Source organism: Streptomyces sp. NPDC050388, assembly GCF_040655635.1.
GTDB lineage: Bacteria > Actinomycetota > Actinomycetes > Streptomycetales > Streptomycetaceae > Streptomyces.
Map to the genome: position 1 here is coordinate 64757 of NZ_JBFAKH010000035.1, position 18954 is coordinate 83710.

Consider the following 18954-nt stretch of genomic DNA (forward strand, 5'->3'; position numbering starts at 1 on the left):
TCGCGCGAGAGGTGCGCAGGTTCGCGCAACCCCCGGATTCACGCGGTGCGCACCGCTCCGGGGACACAACGGATGGTCGGTTGCCGCACGCGTGTACCGGCCCGGACGGGCGGCACGCGTCGAACGTGGGAGAGGGAACGTGAGCTTGAGGATCGTTGTCACCGTGAAGTATGTGCCCGACGCCACGGGCGACCGGCGCTTCGCCGATGACCTGACCGTCGACCGCGACGACGTGGACGGTCTGCTCTCCGAGCTGGACGAGTACGCGGTCGAGCAGGCGCTGCAGATCTCGGAGGACCGTCGGGACAAGGGCGACGACGACGTCGAGGTCACCGTGCTGACGGTGGGTCCGGAGGACGCCAAGGACGCGCTGCGCAAGGCGCTGTCCATGGGCGCCGACAAGGCGATCCACGTCGAGGACGACGACCTGCACGGCACCGACGCGATCGGTACGTCGCTGGTGTTGGCGAAGGCGGTGGAGAAGGCCGGTTTCGACCTGGTCGTCTCCGGTATGGCCTCGACCGACGGTGTGATGGGCGTGGTGCCGGCGCTGCTGGCGGAGCGTCTGAGGGTGCCCCAGGTGACGCTGCTGTCGGAGGTGTCGGTGGAGGGTGGCACCGTGACGGGCCGCCGTGACGGGGACGCCGCCTCGGAGCAGTTGGAGGCGTCGCTGCCGGCGGTGGTGTCGGTGACCGACCAGTCCGGTGAGGCCCGTTACCCCTCGTTCAAGGGGATCATGGCGGCGAAGAAGAAGCCGGTGGAGTCCTGGGACCTGTCCGACCTGGGCCTGGAGGCCGAGGAGGTCGGTCTGGAGGGCGCGTACACGGTGGTCGACTCCGCGACGGAGCGTGCGGCGCGTACCGCGGGCACCGTCGTCAAGGACGAGGGCGAGGGCGGCAAGCAGCTCGCCGAGTTCCTCGCGGGTCAGAAGTTCATCTGAGTCCGCGGCTCGTCTCGCTCCCATCCCCTGAACCCTCGCTAGCTGGAGAGAAGAAGTCCCATGGCTGAAGTTGTCGTCTTCGTCGACCACGCGGACGGTGCGGTCCGCAAGCCCACGTTGGAGCTGTTGACGCTGGCGCGTCGTCTCGGTGACCCGGTGGCGGTCGCGGTGGGTGCCGGTGCGGCGGCCACCGCGGGTGTGCTGGCCGAGCACGGTGCGGTGAAGGTCCTCACGCACGAGGCGGCCGAGTACGCCGACTACCTGGTGGTGCCGAAGGTCGACGCGCTGCAGGCCGCGGTGGCGGCGGTGTCGCCGGTGGTGGTCCTGGTGTCCTCGTCGGCGGAGGGCAAGGAGGTCGCGGCGCGGCTGGCGCTGCGGATCGGTTCGGGTGTCATCACCGACGCGGTCGACGTGGAGGCCGGTGAGCAGGGTCCGGTGGCCACGCAGTCGGTGTTCGCGGCCGGGTTCACCACCGAGTCCCGCGTGTCCAAGGGCGTCGCGGTGATCACCGTCAAGCCCAACAGTGCCGCAGTGGAGGCGGCCGCGGCCGCCTCCACCGTGGAGGAGCTGGCGGTGACGTTCTCGGAGCAGGCCACCGGTACCAAGGTGACCGCGCGTACGCCGCGTGAGTCGACGGGTCGTCCGGAGCTGACCGAGGCAGCCGTGGTGGTCTCGGGCGGTCGTGGTGTGGGCGGGGCGGAGAGCTTCGCGGTGATCGAGGCGCTGGCGGACTCGCTGGGTGCCGCGGTGGGAGCCTCGCGTGCCGCGGTCGACGCCGGTTGGTACCCGCACACCGCTCAGGTCGGTCAGACCGGTAAGAGCGTCTCGCCGCAGCTGTACATCGCCTCGGGCATCTCGGGCGCGATCCAGCACCGGGCGGGCATGCAGACCTCCAAGACGATCGTGGCGGTCAACAAGGACGCCGAGGCCCCGATCTTCGACCTGGTCGACTACGGCGTCGTCGGCGACCTCTTCGACGTCGTGCCCCAGCTCACCGAGGAGATCAAGACCCGCAAGGGCTGACCTCGGAAGTGCGTGTGCGGGCGTCTCCGGTCACCGGCCGGCGGCGCCCACACGCATGACACGGCCCGTGCCCGCGCCGGGCGCGTTCCCGAGGCGCGGGGCGGATCCCCGCGCGCCGCCGGGCAGGGTCCCGTCGTACGACAGCCCCTTGCCCGAGGTCGGGGGCACGGCGCATGATGCCCGACAGGAGCGGCGCGAGCGACGTGCGGGGCATGCCGCCGTGGGTGGCCGGGGGAGGAGCGCTCCCCCCCCGTCCTGGCACGCCCCCGCTCCCGAGGCCGTCGACGGGAGCGGACGCATGGACCGGGGGGCCGGCGCCACGGAACGGGCCGAGGTGCCGCGCACGCGCGTGTCGGCGCCGTGGCCCCGGCATCTCGCCGCAATGCGTCTGAGCGGACTCCTGCTGCTGTGCACGTTCCTCGTTCCCCCGGCCTGGCTGCTGGACGCCGCGTACGCGACCGCGCCCGAGGACGCGACGGCCGACGCACCCTTCACCCTCCTGTTCGCGGTGCCCTTGTTCTGCGTGGCGCTCCATCTGCTGGCGCAGATCCCGGCGGGCCTCGCGGGGGCCCGACCGGGACGGAACCGTTCCTCGCGGGTGCGGTACGGGTACGCGCTCCTGGTGGTCGTGCCCGCGAGCCTGCTGTTCTGCCTCGTCCTCTTCGGGGACTCTCCCGGCGGCGTCCTGCCCGCCTGGGGCGACGCCGTCGCACGCCTCGCGATCGGCCTGCTCGGACACATGTGGATCGTACGCTCCTCCGGCGGTCGACCGCGCGACACGCGCACCGCCGGGACGGGGTTCTTCCGACGCGGGTGAAGCCCGCCGATCATCCGGCGGCCCTGCCCCCAACCGCCGTCGCCGCGCCGGGGCGGCTGAGGCTTCTCGCAGCCGAACCCCGGATTCGCCCCTACGCCCTTCAGGAAATCCTGCTGCCGTGAGGCTGCGCCCGCTGGCGGGCAGGTGCCGCACGTCTCCGTCGTGCTGTCATCCCTTTCTCCCGCACCCCTGCTGAGCTGTGACTCCCTCGTCCCCGGCTGCTCCGGAGGCGTGCGTGGACCTTCTTCGAAAAAGAGGGGTGGCGGTGGATCGAGGATGGAGTTAATCTACAGCCATAAGATTATTTGGTTGCGGCGGACGGAAGGTCCGCGATTGCTTGAGAGGTGAGAGCGGTGCCGGCGAACGAGAGTGTGCACGAACTGGTCGTCCGACGGCGTGACCAGGTGGCCCAGGACGTGGTGCGTCTGACCCTGGCGCGGCCCGACGGCGGCGACGTGCCGACGTGGGAGCCGGGCGCGCACCTCGACCTGCTGCTCGACGACGACCTGATCCGTCAGTACTCCTTGTGCGGCGACGAGTCGGACCGGTCGCAACTCCAGGTGGCGGTCCTGCGTGAGCCGGCCGGTCGCGGCGGCTCGGCGCACGTGCACGACCGGCTGGCCGAAGGGGACGTGGTGCGGGTGCGCGGCCCCCGCAACAACTTCGCCCTCGTGGACAGCCCGGAGTACCTCTTCGTCGCCGGCGGCATCGGGATCACCCCGCTGCTGCCCATGATCCGCCGCGCGGAGGCGGCCGAAGCCCGCTGGACCCTGCTGTACGGCGGGCGGACGCGCTCCAGCATGGCCTTCCTCGACGTGCTCGCCGAGCAGCCCGGCGACCGGGTGCGCGTCCAGCCGCAGGACGAGTGCGGACTGCTGGACCTGGAGTCGGTGCTGGGGGAGCCGCGGGACGACGTCGCGGTGTACTGCTGCGGACCGGAACCGCTGCTGGCGGCGGTGGAGAAGCTCACCGCGTCCTGGCCGGAGGGGAGCCTGCACCTGGAGCGCTTCGCCCCCAAGGAGTTCGAGGACGCCCCCGAGCCGGGGAGCTTCGTGGTGAAGTTGGCCCGCTCCGGCACCACGCTGACCGTGCCCGCCGACCGCTCCCTCGCCGACGTGCTGGACGACGCGGGGGCCGGGCTGACCACCTCCTGCCGCGAGGGCACCTGCGGCACCTGCGAGACCCCGGTGCTGGAGGGGCGTCCCGACCACCGTGACTCCCTGCTCTCCGAGAAGGAGCGGCAGGAGGGCAGGACGATGATGCCGTGCGTCTCCCGCTGCCTCTCCGCGACCCTGGTGCTCGACCTGTGAGCGGCGGGGTGGTCCGGCGCCCGGCGACCCCCGCGGGCGCCGAGGGACCCACCGGCCGCCCGACGCCGTCCCCACGTCCGGGACCTTCCGCCCGGACGGCCCGTCCCCTTCCGCCGCGACACCGAGGTCGCCCCTCCCCGCCCCCGCGGACCGAGGCCGCTCGGTCGATCCGCGGGGTGCCCACCCCGCCCCGAACGAGGAGAACCGATGGACACTGACCTTTTCGAGCCCGACCACGAGGCGTACCGCGAGACCGCGCGGTCCTTCGTCCATCGGGAGGTCGTGCCGAACATGCAGCGCTGGGACGAGGAGCGCTGCGTCGACCGGGACACCTGGAAGAAGGCGGGCCGCGCCGGACTGGTGGGCCTCTCGGTGCCGGAGCGCTTCGGCGGCGCGGGCGAGCCCGACTTCCGCTACCGCGTCGTCCTGTGCGAGGAGATCGCCCGCGTCGGCGCGTCCTCGCTGCAGTCCTCGTTCAGCACCAACGACGACATCGTCCTCGGGTACCTGCTGAACCTGGCGACGGAGGAGCAGCAGGAGCGGTGGCTGCCCGGCTTCGTCACCGGCGAGACCGTCGGGGCGATCGCGATGAGCGAACCCGCCGCCGGGAGCGACCTGCGGGGCATCACCACCACCGCCGTCCGGGACGGCGACCACTGGGTGCTGAACGGCTCCAAGACCTTCATCACCAATGGCATCCTGGCGGATCTGATCGTGCTCGTGGCGCGGACCGACCCGGACGCCGGCAGCAAGGGGTACAGCCTCTTCGTGGTGGAGCGGGACACCCCCGGCTTCACCCGCGGGCGCAAGCTCGACAAGGTCGGACTGCAGGCGCAGGACACCGCGGAACTGTTCTTCGAGGACGCCCGCGTCCCGGCCGCCAACCTGCTCGGCCCGGTCGGCAGCGGCCTGGCCTCCCTGATGCAGAACCTGCCCCGCGAGCGCCTGGGCATCGCGGTGGCCGCGCAGAGCTCGGCGGAGGCGGCGTTCCGCTGGACCCTCGACTACGTCCGTGAGCGGCAGGCGTTCGGCAAGGCGATCGCGGAGTTCCAGAGCGTCGGCTTCACCCTGGCCGAGCTGCGCACCAGCATCGAGGTGAGCCGCGCCTACCTGGACCGCTGCGTCAGGGCCGTCAACGCCGGAACGCTGAGCGCGGTGGACGCCGCCAAGGCCAAGTGGTGGGCCACCGACATGCAGTGGAAGGTCATCGACGCCGGTGTCCAACTGCACGGCGGCTACGGCTACATGAAGGAGTACCCGATCGCCCAGGCGTTCATGGACGCCCGCATTCAGCGGATCTACGGCGGCACGAACGAGATCATGAAGGAGATCATCAGCCGCGATCTGGTGCGCAACTCCTGACCATCGGCGCGACCGCGGGCCACAACCCCTCGCCGTCCGCGCGCGATCGACCCGATCGCGTGCGGACGGGGGCCCGCGGTACGGCGTCGAGGAATCTCCGGCGGGCACGTGCGGGTGCCCGCCGGAGCCGGACCGGGCGGGACGGCGCAAGGGGCGCCGTCCGCCGGACGGACGACACGCGGCGGCAAGGCGACGGCCGGGCGCGGTGACGGGCGAAGGCCCGCACCGACGGCCGGGGCGACGACACACGACGGAGCGGGCATGACGAAGCGTTGGGGCATCACACTCCCGGTGGCGGGACTCTCGATCGCGGACCAGAAGGAGTTGGTCGCCTTCCTGCCCGACCTGGGCTACACCGACGTCTGGTCGGCGGAGGCGGACGAGACCGACGCCTTCACCCCGTTGGCGCTGGCCTCCGCCTGGGCGCCCCGGCTCCGGCTGGGCACCGCGATCGTGCCGGTCTTCACCCGGGGGCCCGCCACGCTGGCGATGAGCGCCGCGACCCTGGCCGCGGCCGCGCCGGGACGGTTCGCCCTGGGCGTGGGCACCTCCTCCGACGTCATCGTCGAACACTGGAACGACATCCCCTTCGAGGAGCCCTACAAGCGGGTCCGGGACACCGTGCGCTTCCTGCGCGCCGCCCTGCGCGGAGAGCGGGTGGACGAGACCTACGAGACCTTCGCGGTCCGGGGCTTCACCGCCCGGCTCGTCCCCGAGGAGCCGCCGCCGGTGCTGATCGCCGCGCTGCGCCCCGGCATGCTGCGGCTGGCCGGCCGGGAGGGGGACGGGGCGATCGTCAACTGGCTCTCCGCGCGCGACGTGCGCACGATCGCGCCTCACGTGCGCGAGCGCGACCCGGCCAAGGAGATCGTCGCGCGGATCTTCGTGATGCCCGGCGCGGACCCCGAGACAGCCCGCGCCCTGGGCCGAAGGATGATCACCGCCTACCTCAACGTCCCGGTCTACCGGGCCTTCCACGAGTGGCTGGGCCGCGATGATGTCCTGGGACCGATGTGGCGGGCCTGGGGTGAGGGGGACCGCCGGGCGGCGCTGCGCGCGGTGCCCGACGAGGTGGTGGACGAACTGGTGATCCACGGCCCCGCCGAGCACTGCCGGGAGCGGATCGGTGAGTACGTCGACAACGGGGTCACCACGCCCGTGATCCACCTCGTGGGGGACCCGCAGGACCCCGTGCGCGCCGTGCGTGACCTGGCCCCCGACGGCTGAGCGGGTGCGGGTGCCGGGACGGGCCTCGCGGGCGACGGATCCACGCAGGGGCTGGCACCGGAACCCCCGCGCCCCTATGATTATCTATAACCATTAGTTTAATGAAGGCAGGCTGCCCTCGCGCTTCGGCGCCCGTCGCCGTTCTCGCGAGCCTGCCGCGCACCCGCGCCGCCGCGCGCCCCTGGAGCCTGTCACCCCTGCCCGTCAGGGAGCCGGCACGTCCCGGCGGAACGGCCCACCCAACGAGGCGGAAGAAACGAGGGAACTCCATGGAACTGGACCGACGGCAACTCTTCATCGGCGGACGGTGGACCGAGCCGGCCGACGGGAGCGGCCAGGACGTCATCGAGGCCGCCACCGGCAAGGTGCTCGGCCGGACCGCGATGGCCTCCGCCGCGGACGTGGACGCCGCCGCGGCGGCCGCCCGCACCGCACTCGCCGGCCCGTGGGGGAGCATGCCCGCCCAGGAGCGGGCGGACCTGCTGGACCGCTTCGCCGCCGCGCTGAAGGCCCGCGGACGCGAGATCGCCCCGCTGGTCAGCCGCGAGAACGGGATGCCCCTGTCGCTCTCGATCCCGGTCAACGGGTTCAGCGCCTCGATGACCGTCGCCTACTACGCGCGACTGCTGCGCGAACTGCCCGAGACGGACGTGCGGCCGAGCCTCATCGGGGAGACCGTCGTGCGCCGCGAGCCGGTGGGCGTCGTCGGCGCCATCACGCCCTGGAACTACCCGCAGTCACTGGCCGCCATGAAGATCGGACCCGCGCTGGCGGCCGGCTGCACGGTGGTCCTCAAGCCGGCTCCCGAGACCGCGCTGGACGCCTTCTACTTCGCCGACGCCGCACAGGAGGCCGGACTCCCGCCCGGCGTCCTGAACGTGCTGCCGGGCGGCCGCGAGGCCGGGGAACAGCTCGTCTCCCACCCGGGCGTCGACAAGATCGCCTTCACCGGTTCCACGGCGGCGGGCCGCGCCATCGGCGAACAGTGCGGACGACTGCTGCGCCCGGTCACCCTCGAACTGGGCGGCAAGTCCGCCGCGATCGTCACCGAGGACGCCGACTTGGCCGCGTTCACCGGGGCGCTCCTGGACGTCAGCCTCACCAACAACGGCCAGACCTGCCACGCCAGCACCCGCATCCTGGCCCCCGCCGCCCGCTACGAAGAGGTCGTCGACGCGGTCACCGACACCGTCCGCGCCCTGCGGATCGGCGACCCGCTCGACAGGTCGACCGAGGTCGGCCCGCTCGTCAGCGCCGCCCAGCGGGACCGCGTGCGCGGCTACGTCGACCTCGGCGTGCGCGAGGGCGCCCGGCTCACCACGGGCGGCTCGGCACCCGTCGACGGCCTGACGGACGGCTGGTTCGTACGGCCGACGGTCCTGGCCGACGTGGACAACGGCTGGCGGGTGGCGCGCGAGGAGATCTTCGGCCCGGTGCTGTGCGTGATCCGCTACGAGGACGAGGACGAGGCCGTCGCCCTCGCCAACGACTCCGACTACGGACTCGGCGGCACGGTCTGGACGGCCGACCTGGACCACGGCATGGACCTCGCGGCCCGCATCCGCACCGGCACCATCGGCGTCAACCAGTACGGCGTCGACCTCCAGGCCCCCTTCGGCGGCGTGAAGGCCAGCGGTCTGGGACGCGAGATGGGCCCGGAGGGGCTGGCCCCCTACCACTCCCTGAAGTCGGTCTACCGACCCGCGCAGGCCGCGACCGCCTGAGCCCGGCGCACGGGCCGCACCGGCGACAGCCGACCGGCCCCACCCGTACACCACAGGAGACAGGACACCCATGAGTAACTCGAAGGAGACGGCCGCGGTGGCCGCGACGCTGGAGCGGCGCGGCCACGTGGGCATCATCACCCTGAACCGGCCGCAGGCCATGAACGCGGTGAACGCCGCCCTCTCCGCCGCCGTCGGCGCGGCACTGGAGGAGATCGCCGCCGACCCCGAACTGCGCGTCGGCGTGATCACGGGCGCGGGCCGGGCGTTCTGCGCGGGCGCCGACCTGAAGGAACTCGCCGCCGGACGGCCGGTGTCGGCCGAGGGCCACGAGGAGTGGGGCTTCGCCGGACTGGTGCAGCACCCCATCGACAAGCCCCTGATCGCCGCCGTCAACGGATTCGCGCTCGGCGGCGGCACCGAGATCGTCCTCGCCTGCGACCTCGTGGTCGCCGCCGAGGAGGCCCGCCTGGGCCTGCCGGAGGTCAAGCGCGGCCTCATGGCGGCCGCCGGCGGCGTGTTCCGCATGCCCCGGCAGGTCCCCGTCAAGGTGGCCGCCGAACTCCTCTACACCGGCGAGCCGATGACCGCCCAGACCGCTCTGGAATGGGGACTGGTCAACCGCGTCGTGCCCGGCGAGCACGTGCTGGCGAGCGCGCTGGAACTGGCCGAGTCCATCGCCGCCAACGCGCCCCTGTCCGTGCAGAGCACCAAGCGGCTCCTGCGCGAGAGCCACGCCTACGGCTCGGACCTGGACCCGCAGCTGTGGACGCTCAACAACAAGGAGATGGGCGCCCTCATGGCCAGCGAGGACGCCAAGGAAGGCCCGCGCGCCTTCGCCGAGAAGCGCGCACCCCGTTGGACCGGCCGCTGACCTACGGCCCTTGGCCACCCCGGACGCCCGCACAGCGACCCCGCGGGCGTCCGCACCCCACCCCCGTCCGCACGTCTCCCAGGAAAAGGAAGTCCCATGAACGACGCCGTGATCGTGGATGTGATCCGTACCCCCTCGGGCAAGGGCAAGCCCGGCGGGCAGCTGTCGGGCATCCACCCGGCCGACCTCCTCTCCCGGGTGCTGCGCGCCCTGGTGGAGCGCAACGACCTCGACCCCGCACTGATCGACGACGTCATCGCCGGCTGCGTCTCCCAGTCGGGCCAGCAGACGATGAACATCGCCCGCAACGCGATCCTCGGCGCGGGCCTGCCCGAGTCCGTCCCCGGCACCACCATCGACCGCCAGTGCGGCTCCAGCCAGCAGGCCGCGCACTTCGCCGCGCAGGGCGTCATGTCGGGCGCCTACGACATCGCCATCGCCTGCGGCGTGGAGTCGATGAGCCGGGTGCCGATGTTCAGCAGCTCGCAGGGCCAGGACCCGGCCGGCCCCGCGGTCGCCGCCCGCTACCCCGAGGGCCTGGTCAACCAGGGCATCTCCGCGGAGCTCATCGCCGCCCGCTGGAAGCTGGACCGCGACGCCCTGGACTCCTTCTCCGCCCGCTCGCACGCCCGGGCCGCCGCCGCTGCCGCCTCCGGCGCCTTCGACAGCGAGATCCTGCCGATCACCGTCACCGACGCCGACGGCACCGAGCGCACCCTGACCACCGACGAGACCGTGCGCGCCACGACCACCGTCGAGGGACTGGGCGGCCTCAAGCCCTCGTTCCGCGACGAGGCCATGGGCGCGCGCTTCCCGGAGATCGACTGGTCCATCACCCCGGGCAACTCCTCCCCGCTGACCGACGGCGCCTCCGCCGCCCTGATCATGAGCGCGGCCAAGGCCGAGGCGCTGGGGCTGCGTCCCCGGGCCCGCTTCCACTCCTTCTCGGTGACCGGCTCCGACCCGCTGCTCATGCTCACCGGCGTCATCCCCGCCACCGAGAAGGTCCTGGCCCGCGCCGGCCTCGGTATCGACGACATCGACGCCTACGAGGTCAACGAGGCGTTCGCCCCGGTCCCCATGGTCTGGCAGCAGGAACTGGGCGCCGACCCCGAGCGCCTGAACCCGCGCGGCGGCGCCATCGCCCTGGGCCACCCGCTGGGCGGCTCCGGCACCCGCCTGCTGACCACCCTGCTCAACCACCTCGAGGCCACCGGCGGCCGCTACGGCCTGCAGACCATGTGCGAGGGCGGCGGCATGGCCAACGCCACCGTCATCGAGCGCCTCTGACCCTCCCCCTTTCACCCACCTCGTAAGAAGAAGGGAACAGCCGTGGACATCAACGGCAGCGTCGCCCTGGTCACCGGCGGAGCCTCGGGCCTGGGCCTGGCCACCGTCGAGAAGCTGGCCGCCTCCGGAGCCAAGGTCGTCATCGTCGACCTGCCCTCCTCGCCCGGCAAGGAAGTCGCGGAAAGGCTCGGCGACGGCGTCGCCTTCGCCCCCGCCGACGTCACCAGCGAGCAGGACATCACCGCCGCGCTGGACGTCGCCCAGGAACTGGGCACCCTGCGGGTGGCCGTCAACTGCGCCGGCATCGGCAACGCGATCAGGACCGTCGGCAAGCAGGGGGCCTTCCCGCTGGCCGACTTCACCAAGGTCCTCCAGGTCAACCTGATCGGCACGTTCAACGTGATCCGCCTGGCCGCCGAGCGCATCAGCCGCGCCGAGGAGATCGACGGCGAGCGCGGCGTCATCGTCAACACCGCCTCCGTAGCCGCCTTCGACGGCCAGATCGGCCAGGCCGCCTACTCCGCCTCCAAGGGCGGCGTCGTCGGGCTCACCCTGCCCGTCGCCCGCGACCTCGCCTCGCTGAAGATCCGCGTGGTCACCATCGCGCCCGGCCTGTTCGAGACGCCGATCCTGTCCGGACTGAGCGACGACGCCAAGGCCTCGCTCGGCGCGCAGATCCCGCACCCCGCCCGCCTCGGCAACCCCGTCGAGTACGCGGCGCTGGCCGCGCACATCGTGGAGAACCCGATGCTCAACGGCGAGACCATCCGCCTGGACGGCGCCATCCGGATGGGTCCGCGCTGACCTCCCGTCCCCCTGGCGTCCACGGGTCCGCACCTGCGTCGCGGACCCGTGGGCGCCGTCCCCGCCCGGCACCGCCGGTGCACCCACCCGGCTCCCCACGGAAGGGAACCCCGTCATGCGCATCGGCATGAAACTGGACTACAGCGGCGGCTTCGTCGAGGCCGTCGAGGAACTGCGCGACCTGGAGCGCGTGGGGCTGGACGTCGTCTACGTCGCGGAGGCGTACAGCTTCGACGCCGTCAGCCAGCTCGGCTACATCGCCGCCAAGACCGAACGGCTGCGGATCGCCTCCGGCATCCTGCCGATCTACTCCCGCACCCCCACGCTGATGGCCATGACGGCCGCCGGACTCGACTACGTCTCCGGCGGGCGCTTCACCCTCGGCCTGGGCGCCTCCGGCCCGCAGGTCATCGAGGGCTTCCACGGCCTGCCCTACCAGGCACCGCTCGGCCGCACCCGCGAACTGGTCGAGATCTGCCGCAAGGTCTGGCGCCGCGAGGCCGTCGTCCACGAGGGCAAGCACTACCGCATCCCGCTGCCCGCGGAGCAGGGCACCGGTCTCGGCAAGCCGCTCAAGCTGATCAACCACCCGCTGCGCGCCCGCATCCCGGTGATGCTCGCCGCCATCGGCCCCAAGAACGTGTCGCTGGCCGCAGAGATCGCCGAGGAGTGGGAGCCGATCTTCTTCCACCCCGGCAAGGCGGCCGAGGTCTTCGGCCCCGCGCTGGACGAGGGCCGGGCCCGACGCGACCCGGAACTGGGCGAGTTGGGGATCAGCATCGGCGTCCCCGCCGCCGTCGGCACCGACACCGAACAGGCGCTGCACGCGGTCCGCGCCCAACTCGCCCTCTACATCGGCGGGATGGGTGCCAAGGGCAAGAACTTCTACAACGACCTGGCCTGCCGCTACGGCTACGAGGAGGAGGCCGGGCGTACCCAGGACCTCTACCTGGCCGGGCGCAAGGAGGAGGCAGCCGCGGTGCTGCCCGAGGAACTGGTGCGCGCCCTGTGCCTGGTGGGCACGGAGGACGAGGTCGCCGAGCGGCTCGCCGCCTACGCCGCGGCCGGCGTCACCACCCTGTCCCTGCAGCCGGTGGGCCCCGACGCGGGTGACCGGGCCGCGCGCATCGCGCTCGTCGAGCGGGTCGCCGCACTCGCCGCCGGCTGACCGGCTCCCCCGCACGTAACGTCGACAAGCCCGCCCCGCACGCCGCGGGGCTCGAGGAGGACATGATGCCCGGACCTTTGGACGGCCTGCGGGTGGTGGAGTTGGGGGGTATCGGGCCGGGTCCGCACGCGGCGATGCTGCTCGCGGACCTGGGCGCGGACGTGGTGCGGGTGGAGCGCCCGAGCGGGGGTCTGCGCACGGTGCCCGAGGGCGCGGCGGACTGGCTGCTGCGGGGCAGGCGTTCGGTGGCGGCCGACCTGAAGGACCCGGCGGGTCTGGAGGTGGTGCGGGCGCTGGTGGAGCGGGCCGACGTGCTGGTGGAGTGTTTCCGTCCGCAGGTGGCCGAGCGTCTCGGGATCGGGCCGGAGGCGTTCGTGGAGCGCAATCCCGGTCTGATCTACGCCCGGATGACCGGGTGGGGGCAGGACGGGCCGTGGGCGCAGCGGGCCGGGCACGACATCAACTACCTGTCGGTGACCGGTGTCCTGCACGCCATCGGCACCTCCGGCGCCCGCCCCACCGTCCCCCTCAACCTGTTGGGCGACTTCGGTGGCGGTTCCCTCTACCTGGTGATGGGCATCCTGGCGGCCCTGCACGAGCGGCATCGTTCGGGCACCGGCCAGGTCGTGGACGCCGCGATCGTGGACGGCACCACCTCGCTGGCCCAGATGATCTGGGCGTTCCGCGGCACCGGCGTGTGGGACGACACCCCCGCCCACAACCTCCTCGACTCCGGCGCCCCCTTCTACGACACCTACGCCTGCGCCGACGGCCGGCACGTCGCCGTCGGCGCCCTGGAACCCCAGTTCTACGCCCGTCTGCTGCAAGGGCTGGGCCTGGAGGCGGCCGACCTGCCCGACCCCCAGGACCGGGCGGGCTGGCCCCGACTGCGCGAGACGTTCACCCGTGTCTTCGCCACCCGCACCCGCGACCAGTGGGCCGAGGCCTTCGCCGACACCGACGCCTGCGTCACCCCCGTGCTGACCTTCGCCGAAGCCACCACCCACCCCCACCTCACCGCCCGCACCACCCACATCACCCCCGACGGCATCCCCCAGGCCGCCCCCGCACCCCGCTTCTCCCGCACCACCCCCACCCCACCCACCACCCCACCCACCCCCGGCGCCGACACCCACGCCGTACTCACCGACTGGGGCATCACCCCATGACGCCGGACGCACCCGCACCACGCCCCGAGGAGCCACGATGAGACGAGGCCTGTACACCGCTGACCACGAGGAGTTCCGCGAGGTCGTCGCCGAGTTCGTCCGAAGGGAGGTCGCCCCGAACCTGGAGCGCTGGGACGAGCAGCGTCTCATCGACCGGGACGTCTGGCTCGCCGCGGGCGAACAGGGCCTGCTCGGCCTCGCCGCACCCGAGGAGCACGGCGGGGCCGCCCTGAGCGACTACCGCTACCGCAACGTCGTCCAGGAGGAACTGGCCAAGGTCTTCGCCTCCTCGCTGGCGTCCGGCTTCTCCCTCCAGGACGACATCGCCATCCCGTACCTCACCTCGCTCGGCACCGAGGAGCAGAAGAAGCGCTGGCTGCCCGGGATGGCCGCCGGCAAGCTCATCGGCGCCATCGCGATGACCGAGCCGGGCACCGGCAGCGACCTGCGCGGCATCAAGACCTCCGGCACCCGCGTGGACGGCGGCTGGCTGGTCAACGGCAGCAAGACCTTCATCACCAACGGCATCCAGTCCGACGTGGTCATCGTCGTGGTGCGCACCGACCCGGAGGGCGGCTCGCAGGGCTTCAGCCTGCTGGTGGTCGAGCGCGACATGCCCGGCTTCACCCGCGGCCGCAAGCTCGCCAAGGTCGGCCTGCACGCACAGGACACCGCCGAGCTGTTCTTCGACGACGTGTTCGTCCCGGACTCCCACGTGCTGGGCACCGTCGGCGGCGGCTTCGGCCAGCTGGTCTCGCACCTGCCGCTGGAGCGCCTGTCGATCGCCGCGCACGCCCTCGCGCTCGCCGACGCGGTCCTCGCCGACACCATCGAATACACCCAGCAGCGCGTCGCCTTCGGACAGCCCATCGCGGACTTCCAGAACACCCGCTTCGAACTGGCCGAGCTGAGCACCGAACTCGACGTCACCCGGGCCTTCGTGGACCGGGCCGTCCTGGCCCACGGCGAGGACGACCTCACCGTGGTCGACGCCGCCAAGGCCAAGTGGTGGGCCACCGAGGTGCAGAACCGGGTCGTCGACCGCTGTCTGCAACTGCACGGCGGCTACGGCTACATGCTGGAGTACCCGGTGGCGCGCGCCTTCCAGGACTCCCGCATCCAGAAGATCTTCGGTGGGACCAACGAGATCATGAAGCAGATCATCGGTCGGGACCTCATCGGCCGCAAGTGACCCGCCCGAACCCCCGGTGCCCGCGCCACGCCCCTCGGGCGGCGCGGGCACCGGTGCGTGACGACGGCGTGCGACGACGACGCGTCCCGTCCCGGTGCGGGGTCGGTTCCGCACCGGGACGGGACGTCGTCGCACACGTACGACCGGGCCCTCGCGCACGCGCGACCGCGGGAACGGACGACGCCCCGGTCGGTTCCGCCCTCTCCTCTTGCCTTGGAGGGGTGCGGAACCGACTGGGGCGTCCTGCACGCGGACCGGCTCAGGGACCGGCTGCGTCCTCGGCGTCCGCCAGCCGGGCGGTGCCGTCCAGGGCCACCCGCACCGGGACGCCGGCCAGCTCCCGTCCGGTCATCTCGGCCAGGTCGTCCGCCTCCTGGCACACCGCCAGGGTCCGTCCGCCCTGCGGGGTGCGCACGCTCAGGAACGCCCGCTCGGGGCGGCCCTCCCGGTCGTGGAGCACCGTCCACGCCTCCAGCGCACCGGTGCCCTCCCACTGCACCAGCGCCCGGGTGCGAGGCTCGCGGTCCACCTCCGCCTGCACGTTCTGCGCCCGGAAACCGGCCTGCGGCGGCCGCGTCCCGTACACGCCCATCGCGTGCTTGGTCAGGTAGCCGCCGTTCGCGGTCACCAGTCCCACCGCCCCCGGCGCGTCCCGCAGCCGGGCGGCCATGGTGGCGATGGAGTGGCTGACGTAGTTGTTCCAGGGGCCGCCCGCGAAGGTCAGTCCCCCGGTCACGGTCAGCGGGCGGGAGGCGTCGTCCAGCGCCAGCCCCAGTTCCCGGGCCGCGATCTGCACCGCGGAGGGGAAACACGAGTAGACGTCGACCAGATCCACGGAGCCGGCGTCCGTGCCCGCCAGTTCCAGCGCCCGTCGCCCGGAGATCCGGATCGCCGGGGAGCGGTGCAGCTCCCCGCGCGCGCCCAGTTCGAGGGTGTCGTTCGCCTCCGCGCCGGACTGCGGGAAGATCCAGCGGTCGGACGGCACCCCGTGACGGCGGGCGGCCTCCACGGAGCACAGCAGCAGCGCCGCCCCCTGCTCCACCATGTTGTTGGAGTTCATCAGCTTCGGGTAGGGCCAGGCGATCCAGCGGTTGTCCGGCGAGGGCGTCAGGATCTCCTCCGCCGTGTGCGCCCGCCGGATCCAGGCGTGCGGGTTGTCCGCGGCCACCCGGCTGAAGTCCGCCCACAGCCGTGCGCCGACCCGCAGTTGCTCCTCGACGGTGCGGCCCGCGTCGATCCGGTGCGCCTGCTCGAACAGCGGGTACACCCAGGACGGCGGCTCCAGCCCGATCCGCTTCTCGCCCCGGCCCAGCAGCGGACCGGAGCCGCCCAGCAGCGGTGCGGCCGGCACCGTCTCGTCCTGCACGGTCCAGGCGGGGCGCTCGCCCCGGGCCCGCAGCCGCATCCGGGTCCGCCACGTCTCCGCCCCGCCGATCAGCACGACGTCGGCGCGTCCGGCGGCGATGTCCGACGCGGCACCGTTCAGCAGCGCCTGCGGGTTGTTGCCGCCGTCGGCGGTGTACGCGGTGTCCCGGGGGGAGGCACCGACCCGCTCCGCGAGCAGGGCGCCGGGGTCGCGGTAGCGCCAGGACAGCATGCGCACCAGGCGGACGGCGTCCAGCGACTTCAGCAGCGAGGTGCCGCCCGAGTCGCGCTCGGCCTCGCGGGCCGCCGCGGCCAGCAGGTCGACCGGTTCGAGGGCGTCGTCCCGCTGGTTGAGCTGCCCGGTGCCGACCAGGACGGGGGTACGGGGGTCGAGGTTCATCCGCGCACCGCCTCCAGGATGCGCCCGCGCGCCTCTGACCGGGGCCAGCCGGCCAGGATCATCGTGGTGACACAGGTGGGACGCCACGCGCGGGCGATCTCCTCGCAGATCTTGTCGACCGGTCCCACCAGTGCCACGTCCTCCACCATCGCCGTCGGTACGGCCTCCACCGCTGCCTCCTTGCGTCCCGCCAGATACAGGTCCTGAATCTCCGCGCACACCTCGCCCCAGCCCATCCGGGCGAAGACCTCGGTGTGGAAGTTGGCGCCCTTGGCGCCCATCCCGCCCGCGTACAGCGCGATCATCGGTTTGATCTTCCGGGCGGCGACCTCGACGTCGTCGTGCTCGACGATCGGACAGACCGCGGCGACCTCGAAGTCCTCCGGTCCGCGCCGGGCACCGGGGCGGGTGAACCCCTCGTGCAACGCGTCCCGGTAGAACGCGTCGCTCCGGGGCGAGAACCACAGCGGGATCCAGCCGTCGGCGATCTCCGCCGCCAGCGCCACGTTCTTGGGACCCTCCGCTCCCAGCAGCACCGGGATGTCGGGCCGCAGCGGGTGGACCGTGGACCGCAGCGGCTTGCCCAGCCCGGTGCCGCCCGGATGCGGCAGCCGGTAGTGGCGGCCCTCGTAGGTCACGGGCTCACGGCGCTCCCAGACGCTGCGCAGGATCTCCACGTACTCCCGGGTGCGCTCCAACGGCCGCGGGTAGGGCTGCCCGTACCAGCCCTCGACGACCTGGGGTCCGGAGGCGCCCAGGCCGAGCATCACCCGGCCCCCGCTGAGGTGGTCCAGGGTCAGTGCCGCCATCGCCGTCGCGGTCGGGGTGCGGGCCGAGATCTGGGCCACCGAGGTGCCCAGCCGGATCCGCGAGGTCCGCGCCCCCCACCAGGCCAGGGGGGTGAAGGCGTCGGAGCCGTAGGCCTCGGCGGTCCAGAAGCTGTCCACGCCCAGCGCCTCGGCCTCGTGCAGGCGCTGCTCGACCTTCGCCGGTGGGCCGGAGCCCCAGTAGCCGGCCTGGAATCCGACCTTCATGCGCGTGCCTCCGCGGTGTGCGGGAGCGACCGGGGGCGGCCGGCGCGCTCCGTGTCGGGTGCGTCCATGCGGGCCTCAGCGGTTGCGGTAGACGGGCGGGCGCTTCTCCAGGAACGCCTCGACCGCCTCCCGGTGGTCCTCGGTCATCGTGCTCAGGATCTGGGTGCGGTTCTCCAGCTGGACGGCCGAACGGAAGCTCGGGTTCTCCAGGTTGGCCCACAGCACGCTCTTGGTCATCCACACCCCGAACGGGCTGTTCTCGGCGATCGCCGACGCCCGGTCCAGCGCCGCCTCCAGCAGTTCCTCGTCCGGGACCACGGTCGACACCAGGCCGATGCGCTCGGCCTCGGCGGCGTCCAGGGTGCCGCCGGTGAGCAGCAGTTCGGAGGCGCGCGAGAAGCCGATCAGACGCGGCAGCAGCCAGCTGACCCCGATGTCGCCGCCGCCCAGGCCGCGCTTGATGAACGAGGCGTGGAAGGCGGCCGAGGAGGCCATCACCCGGATGTCGCAGAACAGGGACAGGGCCATGCCGCCTCCGGCCGCGGCCCCGTTGACGGCGGCGATGATCGGCGCGCGCACCCGGCGGAAGGCCTCGCCCAGGTCGACGATGTGCTCCTGCACCCGCAGACCGGCCTGCGGGCGTCCCTCGTCCGGCACCGCGCCGGGCGCGTCGCCGTAGCCGCGGAAGTCGAAGCCGGCGCAGAACGCCCGGCCCGCCCCGGTGAGCACCACGGCCCGCACCCGCGAGTCGTCCCGGACACGGTCGAGCACCTCGTGCAGCCCCTGGATGAGCTCGGAGGTCATGGCGTTGAGTTTGTCCGGCCGGTTCAGCCGCACGAGCAGGATGCCCGGACGGGGCTCCTCCGTCTCGATCACTGTGCTGGTCATCGGTGCTCCTTGTCCCGTCACGATGAGATCGGCCCGGCCCGCCGAGGCTGCCGCGGTCGTCGGCACGGCGGCAGGAAGGGCCGTCGAATTAACCTAATAGCATAAGATTCAACAGGCAAGAGTTGCGCTGGTGTCGCGGTTCAGTGCATGCGCTTGTCGTGGGTAACCAGAAGGCTTTAGGTTGGTGTGGGGGAGTGGGCCGCCGGGCCCGCCGGACCCGCGCGGACTCCGTGCCGCACGTACCCCCCCGGCATGCACCCGGGCCCCGGACCCGCCGACGACCACCCCGGACCGGACCGGCGCCGCCAGCCCGCGTCACTTGCGGTTGTAGAGCCGCATCGTGATCGGTCCGAAGACCAGGACGAAC

16 protein-coding genes are annotated in these 18954 nt (G+C 72.6%); 13 read left to right on the forward strand and 3 right to left on the reverse strand.

The window, feature by feature from the left end; genetic code table 11:
- The first annotated feature begins 139 nt into the window (after window positions 1-139).
- The 13 genes from AB0I73_RS21295 (at window position 140) to AB0I73_RS21355 (ending at window position 14900) form a co-directional block, all read left to right on the forward strand.
- Window positions 140-940: an electron transfer flavoprotein subunit beta/FixA family protein gene (locus AB0I73_RS21295; protein WP_363039573.1), complete on the forward strand. Its 801-nt coding sequence runs from the start codon at window positions 140-142 to the stop codon at window positions 938-940.
- A 60-nt stretch (window positions 941-1000) separates the two neighbouring features.
- A complete protein-coding gene (locus tag AB0I73_RS21300; RefSeq protein WP_363039575.1) occupies window positions 1001-1963 on the forward strand; it encodes an electron transfer flavoprotein subunit alpha/FixB family protein in 963 nt (320 codons plus the stop codon).
- Between the two features lie 298 nt (window positions 1964-2261).
- Complete coding sequence (locus AB0I73_RS21305; protein WP_363039577.1) at window positions 2262-2780, forward strand: hypothetical protein; 519 nt, start codon at window positions 2262-2264, stop codon at window positions 2778-2780.
- 353 nt (window positions 2781-3133) lie between these two features.
- Window positions 3134-4090: a PDR/VanB family oxidoreductase gene (locus AB0I73_RS21310; protein WP_363039579.1), complete on the forward strand. Its 957-nt coding sequence runs from the start codon at window positions 3134-3136 to the stop codon at window positions 4088-4090.
- A gap of 207 nt (window positions 4091-4297) precedes the next feature.
- A complete protein-coding gene (locus AB0I73_RS21315) occupies window positions 4298-5452 on the forward strand; it encodes an acyl-CoA dehydrogenase family protein (RefSeq protein ID WP_363039581.1) in 1155 nt (384 codons plus the stop codon).
- 261 nt (window positions 5453-5713) lie between these two features.
- Window positions 5714-6679 (forward strand): LLM class F420-dependent oxidoreductase, encoded by a 966-nt coding sequence (locus AB0I73_RS21320; RefSeq protein WP_363039583.1) that lies wholly within the window; start codon window positions 5714-5716, stop codon window positions 6677-6679.
- A 269-nt stretch (window positions 6680-6948) separates the two neighbouring features.
- Complete coding sequence (locus AB0I73_RS21325; RefSeq protein ID WP_363039585.1) at window positions 6949-8403, forward strand: aldehyde dehydrogenase; 1455 nt, start codon at window positions 6949-6951, stop codon at window positions 8401-8403.
- 70 nt (window positions 8404-8473) lie between these two features.
- A complete protein-coding gene (locus tag AB0I73_RS21330) occupies window positions 8474-9277 on the forward strand; it encodes a crotonase/enoyl-CoA hydratase family protein (protein ID WP_363039587.1) in 804 nt (267 codons plus the stop codon).
- Window positions 9278-9373: 96 nt separating this feature from the next.
- Window positions 9374-10567 carry an acetyl-CoA C-acyltransferase gene (locus tag AB0I73_RS21335; protein WP_016828288.1) on the forward strand — a complete coding sequence of 398 codons (1194 nt, stop codon included), beginning with the start codon at window positions 9374-9376 and terminating at the stop codon, window positions 10565-10567.
- Window positions 10568-10609: 42 nt separating this feature from the next.
- Window positions 10610-11371 carry a 3-hydroxyacyl-CoA dehydrogenase gene (locus tag AB0I73_RS21340; RefSeq protein WP_363039589.1) on the forward strand — a complete coding sequence of 254 codons (762 nt, stop codon included), beginning with the start codon at window positions 10610-10612 and terminating at the stop codon, window positions 11369-11371.
- A 115-nt stretch (window positions 11372-11486) separates the two neighbouring features.
- On the forward strand, window positions 11487-12539 hold the full coding sequence (locus AB0I73_RS21345) for an LLM class F420-dependent oxidoreductase (RefSeq protein ID WP_016828290.1): 1053 nt from the start codon (window positions 11487-11489) through the stop codon (window positions 12537-12539).
- Between the two features lie 65 nt (window positions 12540-12604).
- Complete coding sequence (locus AB0I73_RS21350) at window positions 12605-13708, forward strand: CaiB/BaiF CoA-transferase family protein (RefSeq protein WP_026085554.1); 1104 nt, start codon at window positions 12605-12607, stop codon at window positions 13706-13708.
- Between the two features lie 37 nt (window positions 13709-13745).
- On the forward strand, window positions 13746-14900 hold the full coding sequence (locus tag AB0I73_RS21355) for an acyl-CoA dehydrogenase family protein (protein WP_202279027.1): 1155 nt from the start codon (window positions 13746-13748) through the stop codon (window positions 14898-14900).
- 259 nt (window positions 14901-15159) lie between these two features.
- Here AB0I73_RS21355 and AB0I73_RS21360 read toward each other — a convergent pair whose 3' ends face one another.
- The 3 genes from AB0I73_RS21360 to AB0I73_RS21370 all read right to left on the reverse strand — a co-directional run bounded on the left by AB0I73_RS21360 (window position 15160) and on the right by AB0I73_RS21370 (window position 18587).
- Window positions 15160-16665 carry an acetyl-CoA acetyltransferase gene (locus AB0I73_RS21360; protein ID WP_363039591.1) on the reverse strand — a complete coding sequence of 502 codons (1506 nt, stop codon included), beginning with the start codon at window positions 16663-16665 and terminating at the stop codon, window positions 15160-15162.
- Window positions 16662-17699 carry an LLM class F420-dependent oxidoreductase gene (locus tag AB0I73_RS21365; protein WP_363039593.1) on the reverse strand — a complete coding sequence of 346 codons (1038 nt, stop codon included), beginning with the start codon at window positions 17697-17699 and terminating at the stop codon, window positions 16662-16664. The genes AB0I73_RS21360 and AB0I73_RS21365 overlap by 4 nt, the downstream gene beginning before the upstream one ends.
- Before the next feature lie 75 nt (window positions 17700-17774).
- Window positions 17775-18587, reverse strand: a complete 813-nt coding sequence (locus AB0I73_RS21370) for an enoyl-CoA hydratase-related protein (RefSeq protein WP_363039595.1) — start codon at window positions 18585-18587, stop codon at window positions 17775-17777.
- Window positions 18588-18954 lie beyond the last annotated feature (367 nt).